General features: G+C 70.4%; 23 protein-coding genes and 3 tRNA genes. 10 read left to right on the top strand and 16 right to left on the bottom strand.

All coding sequences use genetic code 11. The features are described from left to right. Positions 1–64: 64 nt before the first annotated feature. Both FK267_RS11445 and FK267_RS11450 read right to left on the bottom strand, forming a co-directional pair. Positions 65–1,399 carry a glycoside hydrolase family 3 N-terminal domain-containing protein gene (locus FK267_RS11445; RefSeq protein WP_075377934.1) on the bottom strand — a complete coding sequence of 445 codons (1,335 nt, stop codon included), beginning with the start codon at positions 1,397–1,399 and terminating at the stop codon, positions 65–67. A gap of 69 nt (positions 1,400–1,468) precedes the next feature. Continuing rightward, positions 1,469–1,900, bottom strand: coding sequence for a metallopeptidase family protein (locus FK267_RS11450; RefSeq protein WP_003789030.1), 432 nt, complete (start codon positions 1,898–1,900; stop codon positions 1,469–1,471). A gap of 168 nt (positions 1,901–2,068) precedes the next feature. Here FK267_RS11450 and FK267_RS11455 point away from each other — a divergent pair. The 3 genes from FK267_RS11455 to FK267_RS11465 all read left to right on the top strand — a co-directional run bounded on the left by FK267_RS11455 (position 2,069) and on the right by FK267_RS11465 (position 2,373). Then, positions 2,069–2,141, top strand: a tRNA-Glu gene (locus FK267_RS11455). Between the two features lie 38 nt (positions 2,142–2,179). After that, a tRNA-Asp gene (locus FK267_RS11460) sits at positions 2,180–2,253 on the top strand. 47 nt (positions 2,254–2,300) lie between these two features. Next, positions 2,301–2,373, top strand: a tRNA-Phe gene (locus FK267_RS11465). A gap of 77 nt (positions 2,374–2,450) precedes the next feature. Here FK267_RS11465 and FK267_RS11470 read toward each other — a convergent pair. Together FK267_RS11470 and FK267_RS11475 are read right to left on the bottom strand one after the other, a co-directional pair. Next, positions 2,451–2,963, bottom strand: coding sequence for a permease prefix domain 1-containing protein (locus tag FK267_RS11470; protein WP_141407269.1), 513 nt, complete (start codon positions 2,961–2,963; stop codon positions 2,451–2,453). Next, positions 2,963–3,292 (bottom strand): PadR family transcriptional regulator, encoded by a 330-nt coding sequence (locus FK267_RS11475; RefSeq protein ID WP_010614388.1) that lies wholly within the window; start codon positions 3,290–3,292, stop codon positions 2,963–2,965. Before FK267_RS11475 ends, FK267_RS11470 begins: the two co-directional genes overlap by 1 nt. 165 nt (positions 3,293–3,457) lie before the next feature. Between FK267_RS11475 and FK267_RS11480 the strand changes: the two genes are divergently transcribed. The 4 genes from FK267_RS11480 (at position 3,458) to FK267_RS11495 (ending at position 7,711) form a co-directional block, all read left to right on the top strand. After that, positions 3,458–4,900: a mechanosensitive ion channel family protein gene (locus FK267_RS11480; RefSeq protein WP_141407270.1), complete on the top strand. Its 1,443-nt coding sequence runs from the start codon at positions 3,458–3,460 to the stop codon at positions 4,898–4,900. Between the two features lie 97 nt (positions 4,901–4,997). Further along, a complete protein-coding gene (gene msrB / locus FK267_RS11485) occupies positions 4,998–5,483 on the top strand; it encodes a peptide-methionine (R)-S-oxide reductase MsrB (protein WP_075377937.1) in 486 nt (161 codons plus the stop codon). After that, positions 5,480–6,451: an endonuclease/exonuclease/phosphatase family protein gene (locus tag FK267_RS11490; RefSeq protein WP_141407271.1), complete on the top strand. Its 972-nt coding sequence runs from the start codon at positions 5,480–5,482 to the stop codon at positions 6,449–6,451. Before msrB ends, FK267_RS11490 begins: the two co-directional genes overlap by 4 nt. Before the next feature lie 123 nt (positions 6,452–6,574). Beyond that, complete coding sequence (locus tag FK267_RS11495) at positions 6,575–7,711, top strand: AEC family transporter (protein ID WP_075377939.1); 1,137 nt, start codon at positions 6,575–6,577, stop codon at positions 7,709–7,711. A 128-nt stretch (positions 7,712–7,839) separates the two neighbouring features. Here FK267_RS11495 and FK267_RS11500 read toward each other — a convergent pair whose 3' ends face one another. The 3 genes from FK267_RS11500 to FK267_RS11510 all read right to left on the bottom strand — a co-directional run bounded on the left by FK267_RS11500 (position 7,840) and on the right by FK267_RS11510 (position 10,745). Then, complete coding sequence (locus FK267_RS11500) at positions 7,840–8,781, bottom strand: carbohydrate kinase family protein (RefSeq protein ID WP_075377940.1); 942 nt, start codon at positions 8,779–8,781, stop codon at positions 7,840–7,842. Between the two features lie 607 nt (positions 8,782–9,388). Further along, entirely contained in the window at positions 9,389–9,739 is a 351-nt protein-coding gene (locus tag FK267_RS11505) for an exodeoxyribonuclease VII small subunit (protein ID WP_232622437.1), read from the bottom strand. A gap of 268 nt (positions 9,740–10,007) precedes the next feature. Continuing rightward, positions 10,008–10,745, bottom strand: coding sequence for an ArsR/SmtB family transcription factor (locus tag FK267_RS11510; protein ID WP_075377942.1), 738 nt, complete (start codon positions 10,743–10,745; stop codon positions 10,008–10,010). A 112-nt stretch (positions 10,746–10,857) separates the two neighbouring features. Here FK267_RS11510 and FK267_RS11515 point away from each other — a divergent pair, with 112 nt between their 5' ends. Further along, on the top strand, positions 10,858–12,237 hold the full coding sequence (locus FK267_RS11515; protein WP_075377943.1) for an MFS transporter: 1,380 nt from the start codon (positions 10,858–10,860) through the stop codon (positions 12,235–12,237). 115 nt (positions 12,238–12,352) lie between these two features. Here FK267_RS11515 and xseA read toward each other — a convergent pair whose 3' ends face one another. After that, the gene (xseA, locus tag FK267_RS11520; RefSeq protein WP_075377944.1) at positions 12,353–13,741 is read right to left on the bottom strand and encodes an exodeoxyribonuclease VII large subunit; all 1,389 of its coding nucleotides are present in this window, start codon (positions 13,739–13,741) and stop codon (positions 12,353–12,355) included. 44 nt (positions 13,742–13,785) lie between these two features. On the opposite strand from xseA, the gene FK267_RS11525 reads away from it, so the two are divergent. Both FK267_RS11525 and FK267_RS11530 read left to right on the top strand, forming a co-directional pair. Further along, positions 13,786–14,853 (top strand): 4-hydroxy-3-methylbut-2-enyl diphosphate reductase, encoded by a 1,068-nt coding sequence (locus FK267_RS11525; RefSeq protein ID WP_075375717.1) that lies wholly within the window; start codon positions 13,786–13,788, stop codon positions 14,851–14,853. Positions 14,854–15,003: 150 nt separating this feature from the next. Continuing rightward, positions 15,004–16,617, top strand: a complete 1,614-nt coding sequence (locus FK267_RS11530) for an amino acid permease (RefSeq protein ID WP_141407272.1) — start codon at positions 15,004–15,006, stop codon at positions 16,615–16,617. Positions 16,618–16,766: 149 nt separating this feature from the next. Here FK267_RS11530 and FK267_RS11535 read toward each other — a convergent pair whose 3' ends face one another. Genes FK267_RS11535 through FK267_RS11565 form a run of 8 tightly spaced genes read right to left on the bottom strand, consistent with a single transcriptional unit; the run spans position 16,767 to position 20,636 of the window. After that, positions 16,767–17,138 (bottom strand): transcriptional regulator, encoded by a 372-nt coding sequence (locus tag FK267_RS11535; protein WP_141407273.1) that lies wholly within the window; start codon positions 17,136–17,138, stop codon positions 16,767–16,769. Continuing rightward, positions 17,128–17,679, bottom strand: coding sequence for an Asp23/Gls24 family envelope stress response protein (locus FK267_RS11540; RefSeq protein WP_141407274.1), 552 nt, complete (start codon positions 17,677–17,679; stop codon positions 17,128–17,130). The genes FK267_RS11535 and FK267_RS11540 overlap by 11 nt, the downstream gene beginning before the upstream one ends. After that, positions 17,676–18,332 carry an RNA polymerase sigma factor gene (locus tag FK267_RS11545; RefSeq protein WP_141407275.1) on the bottom strand — a complete coding sequence of 219 codons (657 nt, stop codon included), beginning with the start codon at positions 18,330–18,332 and terminating at the stop codon, positions 17,676–17,678. Before FK267_RS11545 ends, FK267_RS11540 begins: the two co-directional genes overlap by 4 nt. Then, positions 18,322–18,972 carry a hypothetical protein gene (locus tag FK267_RS11550; protein ID WP_141407276.1) on the bottom strand — a complete coding sequence of 217 codons (651 nt, stop codon included), beginning with the start codon at positions 18,970–18,972 and terminating at the stop codon, positions 18,322–18,324. Before FK267_RS11550 ends, FK267_RS11545 begins: the two co-directional genes overlap by 11 nt. A 13-nt stretch (positions 18,973–18,985) precedes the next feature. Further along, positions 18,986–19,534, bottom strand: a complete 549-nt coding sequence (locus tag FK267_RS11555; protein WP_141407277.1) for a DUF6286 domain-containing protein — start codon at positions 19,532–19,534, stop codon at positions 18,986–18,988. Further along, positions 19,531–19,947, bottom strand: a complete 417-nt coding sequence (locus FK267_RS11560; RefSeq protein ID WP_141407278.1) for a hypothetical protein — start codon at positions 19,945–19,947, stop codon at positions 19,531–19,533. The genes FK267_RS11555 and FK267_RS11560 overlap by 4 nt, the downstream gene beginning before the upstream one ends. A 2-nt stretch (positions 19,948–19,949) precedes the next feature. After that, positions 19,950–20,126: a hypothetical protein gene (locus FK267_RS13440; protein ID WP_003789010.1), complete on the bottom strand. Its 177-nt coding sequence runs from the start codon at positions 20,124–20,126 to the stop codon at positions 19,950–19,952. A 33-nt stretch (positions 20,127–20,159) separates the two neighbouring features. Then, the gene (locus FK267_RS11565) at positions 20,160–20,636 is read right to left on the bottom strand and encodes an Asp23/Gls24 family envelope stress response protein (protein ID WP_141407279.1); all 477 of its coding nucleotides are present in this window, start codon (positions 20,634–20,636) and stop codon (positions 20,160–20,162) included. Between the last annotated feature and the right edge of the window lie 41 nt (positions 20,637–20,677).

The following is a 20,677-nucleotide window of genomic DNA, read 5'->3' on the forward strand; positions in this document are numbered from 1 at the left end:
ACAACGTGATCGGCCCGTCTCGAGCCACTGGCACAAGGCGGGCCGATGCGCATCTCGGCGTGCGTCAGGACCCCAGGCTCTTCTTCAGGTTCAGCACCCGCGTGGCCGACTCGTCCACCCGCGCCGCGAAGGCCGGATCGGACCGGGCAGTGGCGATGAGGGCCTTGACCATGTCCGCGGCCACCGTCGGGTCCGCCGAGGCCAGCACGATGTCGCAGCCGGCCCGGATCGCCCGCACGGCCCGATCGCCCGCGCTCACGTCCTGGACCTGGACGGCGGCGGAGACGTCGTCGGTGATGACCACCCCGGAGAAGCCCATCTCCCTGCGCAGCATGTCGGTGACGATTGTCGAGGAGAAGACCGCCGGCGCTGAGGGGTCGATGAGGGAGTACGTCGCCGAGGAGACCATGATGACCGGCGCCCCGGCGGCGATGGCGGCGCCGAAGACGACACTGACGGCGGTATCGGCGCCGCGGGTCGTGGTGGAGTCGACGACGCCCGCAGACGTGTCAGTGTTGGCCGTCACCCGCCCCAGGCCCGGGAAGTGCTTGTAAGTGGGGATGACCTTCGAGGCCTGCATCCCCTCAGCGAAGGCACCGGCCTGGGAGGAGACCGTGGCGGCGTCGTGCCCGTACTCCCGCCCCCAGCGGCCGATGGGCTCGTTGGAGGCCGGCCGGGCAATGTCGACCAGGTCGGCGACCGGGGCCAGGTTCATGTTGACGCCGACGTCGGCCAGCTCCTTGCCCCAGGTGCGCGCCGAGGCCACCAGCTGGTCGCGCGGCTGAGCTGACTGGTCCAGCGCCGAGGGGATGTCGGAGAAGCCCGATCCGGCCAGGACCTGGACCTCGCCACCCTCCTGGTCGGTGGCCACGAGCATCGGGGTGGCGTGGGTCGTGCCCGGGCCGACCTTGGAGGTGAAGGAGCTGATGACCTTCTGGGTCGCCTGGCTGCCCGCTGTGGTGCGTCCGGCGATGAAGATGTTGCCGACATGGTGGGTGTCGACGGCCTCGTTGGAGGACTGCTTGGGGGCCTGGGCGTCCACCCCGACCATCATGAGCTGGCCGACCTTCTCCTCCAGGCTCCAGCCCGCCAGCGCTCCGTCGGTGGCCGTCGCGGTCGCCGTGGCCGACGGAGCCGGGCTCGCGGCCGCGGTGGGCGAGGGGGCGGCGCTCGACGCCGCCGGCTCCGGGGTCTGGGGCTTCGCACTGGGGGAGGAGCCGGCCGACGAGGAGCCGGGGATGAGGGAGCATCCCGCCAGGGACCCGGCGCCCACCAGGGCCGCCAGGAGCACTGGTCGTCGACTCATGTGGTGCTGCGGGGACGTGCTCGGGTCGGCGGGGGCGGGAGTCTCCCCGGCATCCGGAGCTGCAGGCCGATGACGGTCGTTCATGTCGGCCACACTAAGACAGGTCCCTGGGTGCTCGCGAGGTCATGACCCTGACGGTCTGTTCACGCACTGTTCGCGGCGCTACTCCCAGCCCAGCTCGTGGAGGCGCTCGTCGGGGATGCCGAAGTGGTGGGCCACCTCGTGGATGACGGTCACGGTGATCTCCTCCTCCAGCTCCTCGCGGCTGGCGCACCAGCGCTCCAAGGGTCCGCGGAAGATGAGGATGCGGTCGGGCAGCACCATGGACCAGCCCTCGTCGCGCTCGGTCAGGGGGACGCCGTCGTACAGCCCCAGGAGCGTGGGCATGCCGGAGTCGTCGTAGTCCTCCTCGGTGAGCATCTCCGGATCGGGCTCGTCCTGAACGAGGACGACGACGTTATCCATCACCTCGGCCAGGTCCTCCGGGATCCGGTCGAGGGCGTCGCCGACGACGTCCTCGAAGTCCTGCTGCGACATCCTGACCGGCTGCGGCTCCCAGGGTCGGTCAGGCTCCTGCTGCTGCTCGTGGCTCACGGGCACAGCCTGCCAGACCGCCCGGCTCCGGTCCGACAGTCCTCGCGGGCCGGAATTCCGCCGAAAACCGAGCGGTGAGGAGGGTCACGCTCCTGGGATTTGCGCTGCGGAAGACTGTCCCCTTAGTGTTCATCCCGGTTCGAGGCGCGACGACGTCGAAGGCCCCTGGCCCCCATCGTCTAGCGGCCTAGGACCCCGCCCTTTCACGGCGGTAGCACGGGTTCGAATCCCGTTGGGGGTACGGATTCGCACAAGTGAATAACACAGTGAATTCACACTGGCCTCGTGGCGCAGTTGGTTAGCGCGCCGCCCTGTCACGGCGGAGGTCGCGGGTTCAAGTCCCGTCGAGGTCGCGGAACGGTCGGTCCGATCAGAAATGGTCGGGCCGATTCCATCCCACGGCTCTGTAGCTCAGTTGGTAGAGCGTTCGACTGAAAATCGAAAGGTCACCGGATCGACGCCGGTCGGAGCCACTGCGAAAGGCCCGGAACCCACAAGGTTCCGGGCCTTCGCTCATGACCGGGTGAGCCTCGCGCCGGGGCGGAGGGACTCACTGGCGGTCGCGCCGGTAGCGGCGCACGGTGGCGAAGATGGCGAAGGCGACGGCGGCCACTGGCCAGAGGATCCAGGAGATGTCCCAGGCGTCGAAGATGAAGCTCCACAGCAGGTAGATGACCACGGCGGCCGGCCAGTAGATCCCGGCCACGAGGTTGGTGAAGGGGTCGTCGTCCTGATTGCCGTCCCAGGAGGCCTGCTGGCTGACGGGTGCGGGGCCAGCGGGACGGCTGGGCTCGGAGGCCACCGGAGCGCCGGCGGGGGCCACCTGCGGGGCGCCGCCGGGCTGGATGTCCTGAGCGATGCCCAGGACTGGGGCCAGCTCGTGAAGGTTGCCGAAGTCAGTGATGACCTGCCCGACCGCCTCATTGTGGGTCTTGCCCTGGGCGATGGCGTCGTTGTAGGCGTCCTCCATCATGGCGCGCAGCTCGGAGCGGGCCTCGATCAGGCGAGGTGTGGCGGGGTAGGGGGCGAACATGTTGTCGAGGAAGGTCTCGATGGTGTCCATCAGTGGGATCCTTTCGCGAAGCGGTCGACGAGGGTCTTGGTGTCCTCCCACTCGGCGACCTTGGCGGTCAGGTGGGTGGTGCCTTCGGAGGTGAGGCGGTAGTAGGTGCGGGACTTGCCGGAGTCGGACACTCCCGAGTAGGAGGCCGCCAGGCCGGTGGACTCCAGGCGCTTGAGGGCCGTGTAGAGCGTGGTCTGCTTGATGGTGTACTCGCCGTCGGAGACCTCGGTGATGGTCTTGGCCAGATCGTAGGCGTAGGACGGCTGTCGCTTGAGCAGGGACAGGACGATGAGGTCGATGTAGCCGCGAATGGCGTCTGCGCTAATCATGTGAACCCTCCTTCCTTGGTTCGTGATGACGGGGCCCTGAGGTCCTTGTGTGCATCTAACGTACTACGGCACACGTAGTACGTCAAGCGGAAGTTGGGAGGGGTGGTTCCCACTGCCAGCCATACGTCACAGCCCAGGCACAGCGGGGCTGCTTAAGGTGGCGTCATGCTCGTCGCAGCCACCACCCCTCCCGCGACCCCCAGCGCAGATCCCAGCGCGAGTCCCTCCGCCACCCCCGCTCCCACGCCCACCAGCACTTTCACCGGCATACCCGAGGTCAACGTGCACCAGACCGTCAAAGTGGTGACCAAGACGACGAACGACCTGGTCACCATCGCCTGGCACGCCGGGCTGGGTGCCGTCATCGGCCTCGTCATCGCTTTCGTGGTGGTGGCGATCCTGACGTTCATGGGCAGGCGCCGCCTCCTGTACCACGAGGTCGTGGAGCTTGGGCGCCGGCCCGTCTTCGCCGTCGGCGCCATGACCGGGGCATTCCTGGGTTCCCAGCTGGCCCTGGCCGGGCTGCGGCTCGACAAGAGCGACTCCACGACGATGGTCATCGTCGAACGCGGGCTCACCATCGCCCTCATCGGCTCGGTGACCTGGCTCGTCGTCGCCTTCGCCAAGTCCACCGAGTCCACCGTCGTCAAGGGGGCACAGGCCGGCGGGGACCAGGGGCGCGCCAACCGGGTGACCACCCAGAGCCAGGTCCTCCGACGCGTCGCCCAGGCCATCATCGTCATCGCCGGGCTCGTCAGCGCCATCATGACCTTCCCCAGCGTCCAGTTCGCCATGGGATCGCTGCTCGCCTCGGCCGGCCTGGCCTCCGTCATCGCCGGTATGGCCGCCCGCTCCATGCTCGGCAACGTCTTCGCCGGCCTCCAGCTGGCCACCACCGACGCCATCCGCGTGGGTGACATCGTCGTCGTCGACGATCAGCAGGGCACCATCGAGGAGATCACCCTGACCTACGTGGTCATGCGCACCTGGGACGACCGGCGCCTCATCCTGCCCTCGACCCACTTCACCGAGAACCCCTTCGCCAACTGGACGCGCGGAGGCTCCCAGGCCACCGGCTTCTTCACCCTCGACCTGGACTGGCGCGTGCCCATCGCCTCGCTGCGCGCCGAGCTGGCCCGCCTCGTGGCCGCCTCCCCGGCCTGGGACGGGCGCCAGGCCTCCCTGGAGGTCTTCGACGCCGTCGGCGGTCACGTCACCGTGCGCATCGTCCTGACCGGGGACAATCCCGGTGATGTCGGCGCCCTCAAGTCCTACGTGCGCGAGGAGCTGGTCACCTGGCTCCAGCGGGAGGCCCCCTACGCCCTGCCGCGCACGCGAGTGGAGGTCGAGCAGGTCGAGGTCACCCATGACCTCGACCCCGAGAAGGTGGCCCGCGCGGCGGCGGAGATCGTCGCCAAGCAGAAGGACGCTCCCGCCGACACCACCCCGGCAGCTACGGGAAGCGGGGACGATGCCGCCGTGACCACGGAGGCCGAGGGGGAGAGCGCGGCCCACGGTCTGGGAGCCCGGCGGGCCGTCACCCTGGGGCGGGCCATGGGGCGCTCCCTGCTGCACCGGGCTCGGCGCGGGGGACTGGGACCCAGGTGAGCCGAGTCGCTACGTGGCCGACGCCCCGGCGGATGGGTGAGTTTTCGCTGCGTGAACGCAGGTCGCCCGGCGTCGTCGGGCGGGTGACGATGAGCCCATGACTACGAACGCCAGCAGCGACCCCTCCGTGACGCCCACCTCTGCGCCCTCCGACCCGGCCCTCGACGGCCCGATCCTCGACCTGGAGGCCGCCGCGCGCACCGACGCCCAGTGGCGCGCCGCCCTGAGCCCCATGGAGTACCACGTGCTGCGCGAGGCCGGCACTGAGCGCCCCTTCACCGGGGCCCTGCTCGACGAGCACCGCGAGGGCGTCTACCGCTGCCGCGGCTGCGGCGCCGAGCTGTTCCGCTCCACCACCAAGTTCGACTCCCACTGCGGCTGGCCCTCCTTCTACGACCCCTCCGACTCCGAAGCGGTCACCCTGAGCACCGACACCTCCCACGGCATGGTGCGCACTGAGGTCCGCTGCGCCACCTGCCACAGCCACCTGGGACACGTCTTCGACGACGCCCCCCAGACCCCCACCGGCCAGCGCTACTGTATGAACTCCGTGAGCCTGACCTTCGAGGAGGAGCAAGCATGATCCGGGTCCTGAGCCTCAACCTCCAGCACGGCCTGCCCGGCGCGGGGGCCGGTGACGGCAGCGCCTCCACCGGCTCGCTGGCCGGCGCCGACATCTCCGACCCCGCCACCGCCCGTGCCGTTATGCGGGCCACGGCCGAGCAGATCGCCGAGCTGGCCCCCGACATCATCGCCCTCCAGGAGGTGGACCTGGGGCAGGCCCGCTCCGGGCGCCTCCACCAGGCGGCCTTCCTGGCAGAGGAGCTGGGCATGCCGACCTGCCGTTTCTCCGCCAGCTACGCCGGGCCGGTGGTGGGGCTGCGCCGTCGGCCCCTGCGCACCGCGCTGAGCTCGCCGACCGACGACGTCCTGGGGCTGCTGCGCGCCGCCGTCGGGGCCGGGCCGATCGGCTACGGTAACGCCCTCCTGTCGCGCTTCCCGGTCTCCGGCTGGCACGTCAAGCGCCTGGGGCGCGGGGCCTCCAGCGTGGAGAAGCGCGGCAAGCGGGCCTGGGACCCGCGCTCCTACCACGTGTCCACCGCCTCCCAGCGCGTCATGGTGGCCGCCACCCTCGAGGTGCCCGAAGGCGCTGGCGGGCCGATCCACCAGCTCTCGGTCGCCTCCACCCACCTGGCGACCCGCGAGTCCATGGCGGCGCGCCAGCTCGCCGCCGCCTGGGGGGCGCTCGCCGGGCTGCCCGGGCCGCACCTGCTCGTGGGCGACTACAACCTCTCCGCCGAGCAGGTCGACGCCCTGGGGCTCGGGCGGACCGTGGGGGAGGGGCTCACCTTCCCAGCAGCCGACCCCAAGCGGCGCATCGACCACGTGCTGACCGACCTGTGGCCCACCGGCCCCGACGGCCTGCCGCTGACCGATGAGGCCGCCGCGTCGGGCGGGAGCCCGCTCCTGCGCGCCGTGGAGTGGGGCACGACCTCCTTCATCATCTCCGACCACGTCGGCACCTGGGTGGACCTCGAGCCGGTCGGCTAAGGCGTACTGCCGTGGCCTCGCCCGCGCGGTCGTACCTTATGCCGCGCGATCGAGGGTTAAGGGTACGACCTCGCGGGTTAACCAACGACCTCGTCGCGGTGGGGCCTATGAGAGGGGGAGACCATGGCTGATGTGGTGGCGGGACTGGCCGTCTTCGGCGCGGTCATCGCCGTCGGCTGGCTGCTGGTGCGCACCCGCGCCGTGCCCGCTGACGCCGACGGGGTCCTCACCCGTGTCTGCTTCTTCGCCGCCACCCCGGCCCTCCTCGTGACCACGCTGAGCCGCGCCGACCTGACGGCGGTCCTCTCCCGCTCCACCGCAGTGGCCGTGGCCGCCGAACTCACGGCCATCGTCTCGGCCTGGTGCCTCCACCGCCTCGTGCTGCGCCGCCCCACCGCCGAGGCCACCATCGGCGCGCTCGCCTCCGGCTACGTCAATGCCGCGAACCTGGGGATCCCGGTGGCCGTCCTCGTCTTGGGGGATGCGGCCACGATCGCCCCGATCCTCCTGCTCCAGCTCCTCGTGCTCACCCCGGCCACCTTCACCGTGCTCGACGCCGTCACCCGCCGCGGCAACCCGTCCCGCCTGGCGACCCTGACTGTCCCGCTGCGCAACCCGCTGCTGTGGGGAGTCGTGGCCGGGACCGCGGCGAACCTGGGTGGGGTGGACCTCAAGGAGTGGGGCGGTGGCTATCCGGCCCAGGGCCTGGAGATGCTCGGGCGCGTCGCCGTGCCGCTCATGATGCTGGCCCTGGGGATGAGCCTGGCCGGGGCGCCCCGGCCCCTGCGGAATCCCGCGCTGGATGAGGCGTCCCCGTCCCCGCAGGGCTCGCAGGCCCAGCCGGTGCAGTCGGCCCAGTCGGCCCGCCAAGGTCAGGAGCCGCCGGTGGCGGAGGCCGGATTGGAGGCGCACGCGGTCGACACCTTGGGAGGCCGACCACCCCGGGTGGAGGAGGAGCCGGCGCACGGGGTGAGGTCGACGTCCCAGCGTGGCGCAGGCTGGCGCAGCGGCCTGTGGCTGGCGGTGGGCTGGAAGCTCGCCGTCATGCCGGGGCTGGCCGTCGTCGTCGGACTGGCGGCGGGACTCAGCGGAGGCCAGCTGCTCGCCCCGGTCGTCACCGCCGCCCTGCCCACGGCGCAGAACGTCTTCATGTACGCCTCGCGCTACGGGGCGGCCAAGGACCTGGCCCGGGATGCCGTCCTGCTGACGACGGCCGGATTCGTGCCCGTGGTCCTGCTGGCCGCCGCGCTCCTGCACTGAGCCCGTGCGGTCGCACTGCCCAGCGCCGGTGCCTCCCTCACCTGCGCAGTCGTGCCTGAGGTCGCGCGTTCGGGCGTTTCAGGAGACGAGCGTGTGGACTGCCCAACGAACTCCTCGCGCCGGACTCCTCAGGGAAGTTCGTCGCGAGTGGGCGGGTTGGCTCCGGCCCGCGAGACCGTGATGTCGGCGATGGCCGCGGCGTGGCGCATGATCCGTTCCAGGGTCTCGGTGTCCACGGCGCGCAGCGCCTCGCGCCGGTCCGCACCCACGAGGTCCTCACTCCACAGGGCATCCTCCAGACCGCCCATGAAGGAGTCGCCGGCGCCCACCGTGTCCGCCACTACGACGCTTGGGTCGGCGGGCACCTCCAGGCGCACCCCCGAGGCGGACAGGGCCAGGGCCCCTTCCTTGCCGCGCGTGACCACCACGACGGCCACGCCCTTGTCCAACCAGGAGCGCAGCACCGTCTCCAGGTCCGCGTCCCGGCCGTAGAGCCAGGCGATGTCCTCATCGGAGCACTTGACCAGGTCGGACAGGCCCACCAGTCGCTCGACGATCTGGCGGGCGTCCTTCGGGTCCCCCATGAGCTGGGGGCGGGCATTGGGGTCGTAGGCAATGGTGGAGGTGGCGCGGGTCTCGCGCAGCACCTGCTCCACGGTGGTGGCGCCGGGGGACAGGATCGCGGCGATCGAGCCGGTGTGCACCAGCAGCGGCGCCTGCCCGTCGGGCAGTGTCGGGCGCGGCGGGTTCCAGTCCAGGTCGAAGACGTAGCTGGCGGCGCGGTCCTCCCCGATCGTGGCCTGTGCCGTGGAGGTGCGCGCCGCACCGTCGGCGCCCGGAGCCAGACGGACCCCGGAGGCCTCCAGGTGGGAGCGCACGGCCCTGCCGCGCTCGTCGGTGCCGATCCAGCAGTGCAGCTCGACGTCGCGACCCAGGCGCGCCAGCCCCAGGGCGACGTTGGCGGGTGCGCCGCCGGGGATGTCCACAGGCTCCTGCCCGGGGTGGATGACGACATCAACCAGGGCCTCGCCGATGACGAGAGCGGATCCTGGGCGGCCGGGTGCGGTCATGGGTGACTCCTTCGTGCAGGACCGGGGTCCGGTGGTGGTGAGCTGAGACGAGACGTAGGAGGGGCGGAGGGCTGGCCGGAGTGGTGGACCGGGAGATGACAAGAGGCGGTGAGGGGACTCGGGCGGATGAGGAACGCGGCGGCGCCACACTGCCTGGAAGTGGCCGGCGCGCTGGTCGATGCGCGTGGCCGGAGGGCGAATGCTCACAGACTACCGATCCGGCGCCGCCCACAGGGCTCATCTCGCCCAAGAATGTCCAAATCGGATACAAAGGGCGTTCAGTGCACAGGTCGCATGAATGAAAACCTTGGAATCATGCGGTTGTGTTCCGTCCGGATGAGAACGACCCAAGCCTTTGTGTCCGATTTGGACATCCACGGCTCCCTCCGGGTTCCTGCTCCGGCTGCCGGAGGTGTTCGATGGGGGCACCACGGCCAGAGGGCCCCGGGCAACTCGGTCAGTCCGCCGCGCAGGCGGGCACCTACCAGGCTTCCGAGCCCATGGCAACGCCCCAAGACGGTCTATCGATTCGTTGCGCGTGCGGGTATGCGCCCGGTCTGGAGCCGCAGCCCCGGGGCGGGTCATACCCAGCCAGCCCCAGGTCGCGTCAGTCCTCAGGGTCCTCCTGCGCGACCGCGGCCAGGCGGGTGCGGGCCTCATCGAGCCAGGTCTGGCAGCGCTGGGCCAGGGCCTCGCCGCGCTCCCACAGCGCCAAGGAGTCCTCCAGAGGGACCGAGCCCGCCTCAAGACGCTGCACGACGGCCACCAGCTCCTCGCGGGCCCGCTCATAGCTGAGCGAGGCGACATCCTCGTTGGCGCCAGAGGCCCCGCCGGCGCCAGGAGCTGATGACGCTGAAGACCCTGACGATGCTGAGGACGCCGAGTAGGGGCTGCTGTGGGGTGAGTACTCCTCTGGGTACTGGTCGGAGTACGGGCCGGGGTTCATCTCGGAGCTCACCCCCCGATTCTCGCACGGGCTGGCCCCGGGCAGGGCGGGCCGGACGGTCTGAGACAGTGTCCGCAGGGTAAAAGTGTCCAAGAGGGACGACTTTGACAGTGCCCCGTCTCAGTGGCGTTCGTATCTGCACTGGTCAGAGCGTTTTAGCGCGGCATCGACTGGTTGTAACGGCTCCAAAGTCGTCCCATCTGGACAAAATCCGGGCCTGAGAGCCTTTCTGACTTTTGCTGGTCCCGGTCGACGTGCACCGATACGTCAGCCCGCACTTCTATCCTGCTGCGTCGTTGGAGGTCGTTTCACCGAGGTGTGTCAGCACTTCCGTCAAACCTGCCTGCGCCAGTGCCTCGCGGCCGGCCTCCGTGAGCTTCACCGCCCGGGTCCGTTCGATGCGTGCGATCCAGGTGCGATCGAACAGCGCCTGCGTCAGTGCGATCCCCAGCGGCCCGCCGAGATGAAACCGTCGCTCAGTGGAGTCCATGCACGCCTCCCCACGGATATGAAGCGGCTTCTCCATCCCCCAGGTAGCCAGGAGGTCCTCGCCGGAACCGGTCAGTCCCCACGAGGGATCCAGGTGACCGCGCTCCTGGAGCTGTTCGGCCAGACTCACGCCGAGCCGTCCCGCTAGGTGGCGGTAGCAGGTACGGGCTGCCAACAGCTGCCGGTTCACCGTCCACGCATTGAGACTGCGCGACGTGGGCAGCGCTGATGCCGCCATCACCCCCAGGGCCTCGATGACCCGAGCCGCCTCGGGCCCTGAGAGCGTGATGTAGCAGTGCCGCCCCTGCCGGACCCTCGTGACAAGACCGCGCGCCGCCAGCACGTCGACATGCTCGCTGGCCGTCGACCGCGTGACCCCGGCGTATGAGCCGAGCTCGCCCACCGTCCACGCCCTGCCGTCCATAAGCGCCGCACACATGGCGGCCCGCGACAGGTCGGCCAGCGCCGCAGCCGTTCCGGCGACGTCAGGAACCGCCTCGGGGAAGAAACGGTCGGAAGTCCGTGACATGCGGCCAGTATGCGCCCGCGCCGGTTCGGTCTGCGCCGAACAATTGTGGCTCTAGCCTGCCGGTGGCCGGCACCAACCGGCAGACGGGGGCAGAGGAGTAAGGAGATCACTCATGAGCGGATACCGACGGCGTGGCGCCCTCATCGCGGCGCTGCTGGGGTTCTTCATCGTCATGCTCGACACGACGGTCGTCAACGTGGCGCTGGCGCGGATCGGCGGGGACCTGGGGGCCCCGGTCGCCTCCCTGCAGTGGGTTGTCGACGCTTACGCCCTCACCTTCGCAGCCCTGCAGCTGTCGGCAGGGGCGGCCTGTGACCGGCTGGGCGCAAAATGCGTCCACCTGCTCGGCCTGCTGGTCTTCGGCCTGTTTTCGACGGCCTGTGCCCTGGCCCCTGCCGGCGGCGCGCTCATCGCTTTCCGCGCATTGCAGGGCGTCGGCGCCGCCGCGATCGTCCCAGCCTCCCTGGCAATACTCTCCCTCATCCATGATCGCTCCGCCGACCGGGCCCGAGCCATCGGCCTGTGGGGAGGAGCCGGTGGTATCGCCGCGGCCGTCGGTCCGGTGGCCGGGGGACTGCTCGTGACCTTCACCGGCTGGAGGCTCGTGTTCTGGGTGAACCTTCCCCTCGTCGCAGCCGCCCTGTGGCTCACCGCCCGCAGCCTGCCCGCGCCGGAGACGCGGTCGCTGCGACGACGCGAAGGCGGCGACCTGCTCGGGCAGGTTCTCTCCGTCGCAGGGCTCGCGGTCGCCACCTACGGGATCATCGCCGCGGGCGAGCACGGGTGGAGCCCACCCGTTGTCGCTTCAACCCTCGCCGGACTGTGCCTGTTGGTGGCCTTCATCCTGGTTGAGCGCAACGCGAGCCGACCGATGCTGCCGACGGCGGTGTTCTCCCGACCGCGTTTCGCCGTGGCCGCCGCGGTCGGGTTCGCGCTCAATACCGGCTTCTTCGGCCAGCTCTTCATCCTGGCTCTGTTCCTGCAGCGCTACCTGGGCTATGAGCCATGGCTCGCCGGTCTGGCCCTGGCGCCGCAGGCGTGCAGCGCCGTCGTCGCCTCCCCGATGGGAGGCAGGATGACCGCCAGAACAGGGGCGTTCCCCACGATGCTGACGGGCCTGCTCACCGGTGCGGTCGGGTTCTTGGGGCTCGCTGCCGTCACGGCCTCGACGCCGTACCCGCTGGTGGCGGCCCTGACCTTCCTGGGCGGTTTCGGCACGGCACTGACCATGCCCGCCGCAACCTCGGCCGCCGTCGCCTCCGCGCCGGTGGGCTACACCGGCATCGCCGGCAGCGTCATCAACGCGGCCCGGCAGACCGGCAGCGTCGTCGGTGTGGCCGTTCTTGGCAGCCTGATCGCTTCAGGCGACTTCCTGACCGGCTTCCACCGGGCAGTCGTCGGGGCGTCGGCCGTCTTCGCGGTGGCCGCGATCCCCGTCGCCATCGTCGTCCTCAGGGCTACCGGCCGCCCGGAGCGCGAGGACGCACCGTAAGCCTCGACCACTGCGTCCCAGGGGGCCGCCCGCACGCCCTACAGTGCGTCCTCGGGCCTCCAGCAGGCCGCGAGCGGGCACGGTCCCCGAGGCCTTGGCGGCGCCCAGTTGCTCTTCAGTCGATGTCGGCGGGCCGGGGCTTGGTGGCGCCGACGACCTGGGCGACGAGCCTCCCCTGGGCCAGGACGCCCTCGATGAGGTCGCCCTTCTTGACGTCCTCGGCGCTGGTGATGACCTTGCCGCCGGGGGTGCGCAGAATCGTGTAGCCGCGGTCCAGGACCCCCTGCGGCGACAGTGCCGTCAGCCGGGCGTGGTCGGCGCGCAGGTCCGCGGCCGCCAGCGACAGACGATGCTCCACGGCCCGGCGCATCCTGTCGCGGGCCTGACCCAGCTCGATGACCCGGTCGCGCACGATCGAGGTGGGGTCGGCCATGACCGGCCGGGCCCGCAGCTGGTCCAGGGCCGCCTGCTCGGCGTCCAGCCGCGAGGCGAGCACGCTGCGCAGGCGCTCGCGGGCCGAGTCCAGGCCCACGGTCTCCTGAGCGAGGTCGGGGACGATCCGGCGGGCGGCGTCGGTGGGGGTGGAGGCCCGGTAGTCGGCCACCAGGTCCAGCAGGGGGCAGTCGGTCTCGTGGCCGATCGCGGAGACCAGCGGCGTGCGGCAGGCGGCCGCGGCGCGCACGAGGCCCTCGTCGGAGAAGGGCAGCAGGTCCTCGACGGCGCCGCCCCCGCGGGCCACGACGATGACGTCGATCTGCGCATCGGCGTCGAGCTCCTGGATGGCCCGGGTGACCTCGCCGACGGCGCGCGCCCCCTGGACGGCGACCTCCCGCACCTCGAAGGGCAGGCCGGGCCAGCGCAGGCGGGCGTTGACCAGCACGTCGTCCTTGGCCTTGGCCTGGCGCCCGCACACAAGACCCACCTTGCGCGGCAGGAAGGGCAGGGGCCGCTTGCGCTCGGCGTCGAACAGGCCCTCAGCGGCCAGGATGCGGCGCAGCTGCTCGATGCGGGCCAGCAGGTCGCCGACGCCGACGGGCCGGATGTCGTCGGCCTGCAGCTGGAGCGAGCCCCGCTTGGCCCAGAAGGTGGGCTTGGCGCGCACCACCACGCGGGCGCCCTCGCCGAGCTCGGCGCCGGTGCGGGCCAGAACGGCGTCGAGGACCCGGGCGTAGATGGACACCGACATGGAGATGTCGGCCTCCGTGTCCCTCAGGGTGAGGAAGGCCATGCCGGCGCCGGGGCGGCGGTTGAGCTGAATGACCTGCCCCTCCACCCACACCTGGCTCATGCGGGCCACGTACTGGTCGATCTTGGAGGACAGCAGCCGCAGCGGCCACGGGTTCTCCGCGGTGGTGAGGTTCGCTCGCGGCGCCAGCTCCCGGGGGCCGTCGGGGCTGCCGGAGTTGCCGGGGCCGCCGCCCGCGTCGAGACCGGACGCACGGCCGGCACCGGGGGAGGGCTGCGGGCTGGGCTGGGAGGGGCTCTGGCCTGTCACATGCACCACTGTGCCACGTCCACCACTGGGGACCTGGGTCCCACTGTGGCACAGTGGTGACCGTGACGACCATCGAGCTCGCCAGTGAGCACACCGACGCCGCGGCCCCCTCTCCCAAGGGCGGCAAGCGGATCCTCATGGCCTCCCCGCGCGGCTACTGCGCCGGCGTGGACCGCGCCGTCGACGCCGTAGAGCAGGCCCTGGCCCACTACGGGGCGCCGATCTACGTGCGCAAGGAGATCGTCCACAATAAGTACGTCGTGGAGACCCTCTCCAAGCGCGGCGCCATCTTCGTCTCCGAGACCGACGAGGTGCCGGTGGGCGCCCGCGTCGTCTTCTCCGCCCACGGCGTCTCCCCGGCGGTCCACGCCGAGGCCGCCGAGCGCCGGCTGGACACGATTGACGCGACCTGCCCGCTGGTGACCAAGGTGCACAAGCAGGCGGTGCGCTTCGCGGACAAGGACTACGACATCATCCTCGTGGGCCACACCGGCCACGAGGAGGTCGAGGGCACCCAGGGCGAGGCCCCCGACCACATTCAGGTCGTCAACGGCCCCCACGAGGTGGACCAGGTCGAGGTGCGCGACCCCTCCAAGGTCGTGTGGATCAGCCAGACCACCTTGAGCGTCGACGAGACCCTGGAGACGGTGCGCCTGCTGCGCGAGCGCTTCCCGGAGATGATCGACCCGCCCGGCGAGGACATCTGCTACGCCACCCAGAACCGTCAGGCCGCGGTCAAGAAGATCGCCCCGAGGGTGGACCTCATGATCGTGGTCGGCTCCGGCAACTCCTCGAACTCGGTGCGCCTCAAGGAGGTGGCCCTCGAGGCCGGTGCGGGCGCCGCCCACCGGGTGGACTTCGCCAGCGAGATCGACCCGTCCTGGTTCGACGGCGTCGAGACGGTCGGCCTGACCTCGGGCGCCTCGGTGCCGGAGATCCTGGTGCGCGAGGTGGTGGAGCGCCTGGCCGAGTTCGGCTTCGACGACGTCGAGGAGGTGCGCACCACCACGGAGAAGATCTCCTTCTCCCTGCCCAAGAACCTGCGTGCCGACCTCATGGCGGCCCAGGGGGCCGCCTCGGCGCACAAGCGCCGCGAGCCGGCCGCCGACCACACCTGCTGAGGCTGCGCCGCCCGCCCCTTCCGCCCCGGCCGCAGGGCCTTCCATAGGGCTGGCCGCAGGGCCGGCCGTGAGCGTCAGCACACGCCCGGCTGCGTGAGACAGGCCGAAGGTGAACGCCGGGTTGCATGCGTGACGGTTACCCTCAGTCGGGTGACACACTCTCATGACGAGTCGGCCCCCAGTGGCCATGCCCCCGCTGCGTCGGGCGGGCGGCCCGGCACCAACGGCGCCGATGCTGCTGACCCTGTGACCTCCGCAGACCCCGTGGGCGCGGTGGTCTCCGGCGCCTCCGGCCAGGTCTCCAACGAGGCCCTGGAGGAGGACGGCGGCCTGCACCGGAGCCTGACCAGCAGGCACATGCAGATGATCGCCATCGGCGGCGCCATCGGCACGGGGCTGTTCGTGGCCTCGGGCGCCACGGTCTCCACGGCCGGCCCGGGCGGAGCCCTGGTCGCCTACGCCGCCATCGGCCTCATGGTGCTGCTGCTCATGCAGTCCCTTGGCGAGATGACGGCGCACATGCCCGTGGCCGGTTCCTTCCAGACCTACGCCACCCGGTTCGTCAGCCCCTCCTTCGGCTTCGCCATGGGCTGGAACTACTGGTTCAACTGGGCGATCACGGTGGCGGCCGAGCTGGTGGCCGCCGGAATCGTCATGGGCTACTGGCTGCCAGGGGTGCCCTCGTGGATCTGGGCGGCACTGTTCCTAGCACTGCTGACGACGCTCAACGCCCTGTCCGCCCGCGCCTTCGGGGAGGGGGAGTTCTGGCTGTCGGCCATCAAGGTGGTCACGGTCGTCGTCTTCCTCGTGGCGGGCCTGGCCATGATCGCCGGCATCATCGGTGGGACGTCCCCGGGCTTCAGCAACTGGGTCGTCAAGGACGCGCCCTTCCACGGCGGGATGCTGGCCATTGTGTCGGTGTTCATGGTGGCCGGGTTCTCCTTCCAGGGCACCGAGCTGGTGGGCGTGGCGGCCGGTGAGGCCCGCAACCCGCGCCGGGACGTGCCCAAGGCGATCCACACGGTGTTCTGGCGGATCATGATCTTCTACATCGGGGCGATCACGGTGGTCGGCTTCCTGGTTCCGTACACCGACCCCAACCTGCTGCGCTCGGATACCTCCGACATCTCCTACTCGCCCTTCACCCTGGTCTTCGAGCGGGCGGGGATCGGGATCGCGGCCGCCATCATGAACGCGGTCATCCTCACCGCCGTGCTCAGCGCCGGCAACTCGGGCCTGTACGCCTCGACCCGCATGCTGCACTCGATGGCCCTGCAGGGCCAGGCACCGGCCTGGTTCGCCTATGTCAACCGCCACGGGGTGCCGGTGCGGGCCCTGGGGGCGACGGCGCTGGTGGGGGCCGCCGGCTTCCTGACCGCCGTGGTGGGACAGGACACCGCCTACACGTGGCTGCTCAACGTCTCCGCCCTGTGCGGCTTCATCGTGTGGTTGGGTATCGCCGTGTGCCACTTCCGCTTCCGGCGCGCCTACGTGCTCCAGGGCAACGACCCGGCCGACCTTCCCTACCAGGCGCCCTGTTTCCCGCTCGGGCCGGTCCTGGCCTTCACCCTGTGCGCCCTGGTGATCCTGGGCCAGAACTACGAGGCGATCTTCAAGGGCCAGCTCGTGGAGGTGCTCTCCTCCTACATCGGCCTGCCGGTCTTCGGGGCCATCTGGCTGGGGCACCGCCTGGTGACCGGGTCGCGCGTCGTGCGCCTGGAGGAGGCCGACGTCTCGGGCGCCGTTGTTCGTGAGAGCCACTGAGCCCGGCTCGTACCAGCTGAGCCCGGCGTCTGCCGGGCTCATGCCCTTCACCCCATGACCGATGTCGGGGCACCGATCATCTGACCGGTGCCCCGACGTCGACTCGTGCTGGAACCTGCACGAGGCTGGAGCTGCTGTGGGGCTGGTGCCTACAGCAGGGACTGGACCCGCACCGTGACCTGAGGCGCGCTCTGCTCCCCGACGTCGGAGGAGTCGGAGCCCTCCCGGGCCTCGGAGGGGGCGCCCGACTCGCCCGCCTGGGACAGGGAGCGGATGATGGTCTCCTGGACGTCGCGCACGATGTCCTTGATGGGCCGCGAGCCATCGATACCGATCTCGATGACGGCCCGGCTCGAGCCCTCCTCGACGATCACGCCGAAACGGGCCTGTTGAGGATCCTGCTGGCGCATGTGGCTACCGAGCGCCCTCAACGTGCTGCCGATCCCCGGCTCGATTGCTCGGACGCCGGGGACAGCAGTGACCAGGTGGGCCAGCTCGGCCGCTGAGAGGCTAGTCGTCATCGTGGAGATCCTCGATGTGGACGTTGACGGTCGGGGACACCCCAAGGTTCTCATGGCAGGCGGCTCGAACGGCGTCGCGGACCTCCTGGCCGAGCTGCGGCAGGTTGGCCACGCTGAGGTGGGCGGAGATCCGGCAGGAGATGGTCTGCGGAACCCCGAGGCCGCGGTGACCCTCGCCTGAGGGCGCGTGCTCGAAGGTCGAGCGCAGGGCGCGTGCCCCGGGCACGCCGTCCACGGTGCGGCGGATGAGTGCCCGCAGCGAGAACTCGGACATGCTGTACGGCCCCAGGTCGGTCGCGGGCATCTCCACCTGGGCGCCGTGACGGGTCTCGGCGAGGATGGCGTCCATCAGGTGGCGCTTGGGCATGACCGAGGCGCTGGCCTGAGACTCCAGCCGATCCCACTCCTCGTGCAGGGAGGCGATCAGACGCTGGTACTCGCGCGTGTCGGCGTCGTCCTGCTCATGAGACCGGGCGAAGGACTTGGAGGCCGACGCCGTCGCGCGTCGGACGCTGTGTGAGAGCTGGTTGACGGTGCTCATGCCCACTCCTTCATCTGGCGCATGACGAGAGAACGGGCGCGTGCCAGCCTCCCTCGGACGGTGGACTCGGTCAGGTTCAGGGTCTGGGCGATCTCTTCGTAGGACATGTCGTCGACCTCTCGGAGCACCCAGACGATGCGCAGCTCGGGCTGCACGGAGGCCAGGAGGTCGGCCAGCGCCTCGATCTGGGCGTTGACCTCGCTGGACTCGGCCGGGTCGGCGGTGCTGCTCGACGTCGTCTCCGCGATGGCGCTCGCAGTCTCCAGGCCTTCGGCGTCGTAGGGGTCGGTGGCCCGGCGCTGACGCTTGCGCGTCATGCTGGTGGCCTTGTTGGTGCAGATCCGCATGAGCCAGCCTCGGAAGGCGGCGGGTTCCCTGACGAGGTGAAGACTGCGCCAGGCCTGGATGAGAGTGTCCTGGACGATGTCCTCACTGTCGTGACGGTTGCGCACGATCATGTAGGCGGTGCGGAACAGGCGCCCCTGGTAACGCTCGACGAGCTGCTCGAAGGCGTTGATGTCCCCGTCCTGGGCGCGCAGGACCAGGCAGCGGTCCTTGTCGGGCGACGCGCCGGACGAGGCGCTCGGTTGTGCGGCGTGGTCTGGACGCGGGCGAGGCGCCGCCGTGGCCTCGTCCCGCGTCTCACGCGCCATCGCCGTTCCCGATGGTCTTGGGCGAGTGCTGCCCCGTGATGGTCTGCGAGACGCTGCGCTTGCTCGTGGAGCGCTCCAGCCCCACCAGGACGTCGATCTGCCGGGGGCGCGTGCCCAGGGACGTGGTCACGTCATCCTCGAGCCGGCCCCTGAGCTCCGCCACGGCCCATGCGACCTCGCAGTCCTGGGACACGGTGGCGTCCGCCTGCACCCACAGACTGCTCGGGGAACCGGTGACCCACACGGCGCACTGCTCCACCACCCCGGGAACGTCCTCCGCCCGCTCGGACAGGGCCTGTGACAGGACCTCGGGGGCAACGGTGGCCATGAGGACTCCCTCGGAGTCGCTGAACCTCAGGGGAGAGGCGGCCGCCTTGCGGGGGATCTGCATGGCGAGTAGGACCAACCCGGCGATGACGGCGAGCACGGAGACCAGCGCGGCCACCGGCAGGAGCCAGTGCGCCTGGGCTGCGATGAGGCTGCCGACTCGGTCCTGCGCCGTGGCCAGGTAGGGGGCGGCATCGGGCCAGGACCGACCGGCACTAAGGCCGGAGGCCAGGACCCAGGATGACGCCGCCGCGATGAGAAGCCCGCAGCCGGCCAGGGCCGTCCGGTTGAGGACACCAGAAACTGAACGCATGATCGTATCTCCTTCAGCTCGTGCGCTTGATCCGCACGCGGCTGCGCGTGATGCCCGCGGGCTGGAGCGTCTCCAGGGCCTCGTCGGTCGTCTTACGGGCGGCTTCCTGCACCGGCTCGAGGTCGTCCAGGACACTGAGGACGACGACGTCGACCCGGGAGCGACGGGTGGTGACGGTGGCGGAGTGGACGCCGCCGATCTGCTCGACCTGGTTCCTCACCAGGGTGGCCAGGTCACGGCGCCTCACCGCGGTCTGGCCCGGGACGGTGTCGGGCAGGAGCGTGACGCGCTCGGGCAGCCCAGGCCACAGGGCCGCGAGGATCATGGCTAAGGCGCAGGCTGCGGCGATCCCGGCGGCGGCGAGCACCGCGACGGAGCCGAGGGCGGTGGAGCCAATGGTGTCGAGCGTGGTGACGGTGCGGTCCGGCCAGGTGCCGGTGACGATCCGGTGCCCCGTCAGCCAGGCCCCCAGGCCTCCGGCCGTGAGCAGCAGCAGTGCCAGGAGGACACTGGGCGTGCTGCGAGAGGGGCGACGAATGAGTTTCGGGACGGGTGTTCTCATTTCAGGCTCTTCCTGACGTGGCTGCTCGGATTGAGCCAGGAGATCTCGATGGTGATCTTGCCGACGCTCAGCCCGGTGAGGTGCTCGACGCGGCCGCGCACGTGCGCGCGCAGATCGTCAATGGTGGAGGACAGTGGCGTGGGAAAGACCAGGCCGAGGTCCAGGTGGAGGACGGCGACCCGCCCGTAGAGCTCGCACTGGGCCTCGGGCCGGGAGGCGAAGTTGCGGCGGGCGCCGATTCCCAGGAGCCCCCCGGCATTGGAGCCGACGTTGCCGGTCTCATAGGCGGCCTGGGCGGCGATCTGGGCGACGACCTTGGCCGGAATGGTGGTGGTGCCGCGTTGCTCCCAGGAGGAGGCCTCGTCCTGGGCGGGACCCGGCTGCGTGATGGCGGGCTGGGTGGCGGTCGCCATCGTCACTTCTTTCGCCGATCCAGGATGCTGTGGACATCGACCCGGCCCTCCAGGTAGAGACCCACCCCCAGTCCGGCCGCGCCGCACAGGGCCACCAGGACGAAGTCGGCGAAGGAGCCGAAGGCGAGAATGGTGCCAAGGAACAGGCCCACCAGGAGGGCCAGGTACGTTGTCTTCATTGAGAGCTCCTCAGATCAGGGCGTCAGGATGGGTCACTTGAGGTCGGCGGCCTCGGAGTTGTTGGAGTCGTCGTCGGGCAGGTGGACGTCGGTGACGTTGATGTTGACCTCGACGACTTCCAGGCCGGTGGTGCCCTCGATCTGCTCGATGATGTTGCGGCGGATGGCGTCGGAGACCTCGACGATGGAGACGCCGTACTCAACGACCACGGTGACCTCGACGGCGGCCTGGGTCTCGCCCTTCTGGACGCTGATGCCGCCGGCGACGTTGGTCTGGGCGTTGGGGATGCGGTCGGTCACGGCGCTGAAGGCGCGGCGAACGGCGTTGCCCATGTCGTAGACGCCGGGCACCTCACGAGCAGCCATACCGGCGATCTTGGCGACGACGTTCTCCTCGATGGTGGTCACGCCGTGCGAGGTCTGGAGGGGGCCGCGGGGGGTCTTGTCCTCCTCGGCCTGCTCGTTGCGCTCGCGCTGCTGACCGGTCTGGGGGATGGCGTTGTTGCTCATTGGAGCCTCTTTCGTTAATCCGTGAATGGATGGTGACGGGA

The organism is Actinomyces oris (genome assembly GCF_006546825.1).
GTDB lineage: Bacteria > Actinomycetota > Actinomycetes > Actinomycetales > Actinomycetaceae > Actinomyces > Actinomyces oris.